Annotated in this window: 1 protein-coding gene; it reads left to right on the forward strand. The window is 73.4% G+C overall.

The genetic code is table 11. From position 1 onward, the window contains the following. Nucleotides 1-369: DUF488 domain-containing protein (locus GL263_RS27920; protein WP_182858483.1), on the forward strand; the 369-nt coding region annotated here is incomplete at its 5' end. Nucleotides 370-379 lie beyond the last annotated feature (10 nt).

Raw genomic sequence — 379 nt, forward strand, 5'->3', positions numbered from 1 at the left:
GTGGACTACCGGTGGGAGCGGAGGCTGGGCGGGTGGCGGAAGCTGCCGCCGGACTCACCCGACACGGTGTGGCGGAACGAGTCCTTCCGGGCCTACGCGGCGCACACGCGCACGCCGGACTTCGTCACCGCGATGGACGAGCTGCTGCGGCGAGCGGGAGCGGTACGGACCGCCGTGATGTGCGGGGAGGCGGTGTGGTGGCGCTGCCACCGGCGTCTGATCGCCGACTTCGCCGTGCTCGCGCGGGGGACACCCGTGGTGCACCTGATGCACGACGGGCGTCTGATGCCTCATCGACCGACGGCGGGCGCGCGGCTTCGCGACGACGGCCTTCTTGTCTACGACGCCGGCCCGGGCGCGGCGACCTGACCACCCGGAG

The organism is Streptomyces durbertensis, assembly GCF_014156695.1.
GTDB classification, from domain to species: Bacteria; Actinomycetota; Actinomycetes; order Streptomycetales; family Streptomycetaceae; genus Streptomyces; species Streptomyces durbertensis.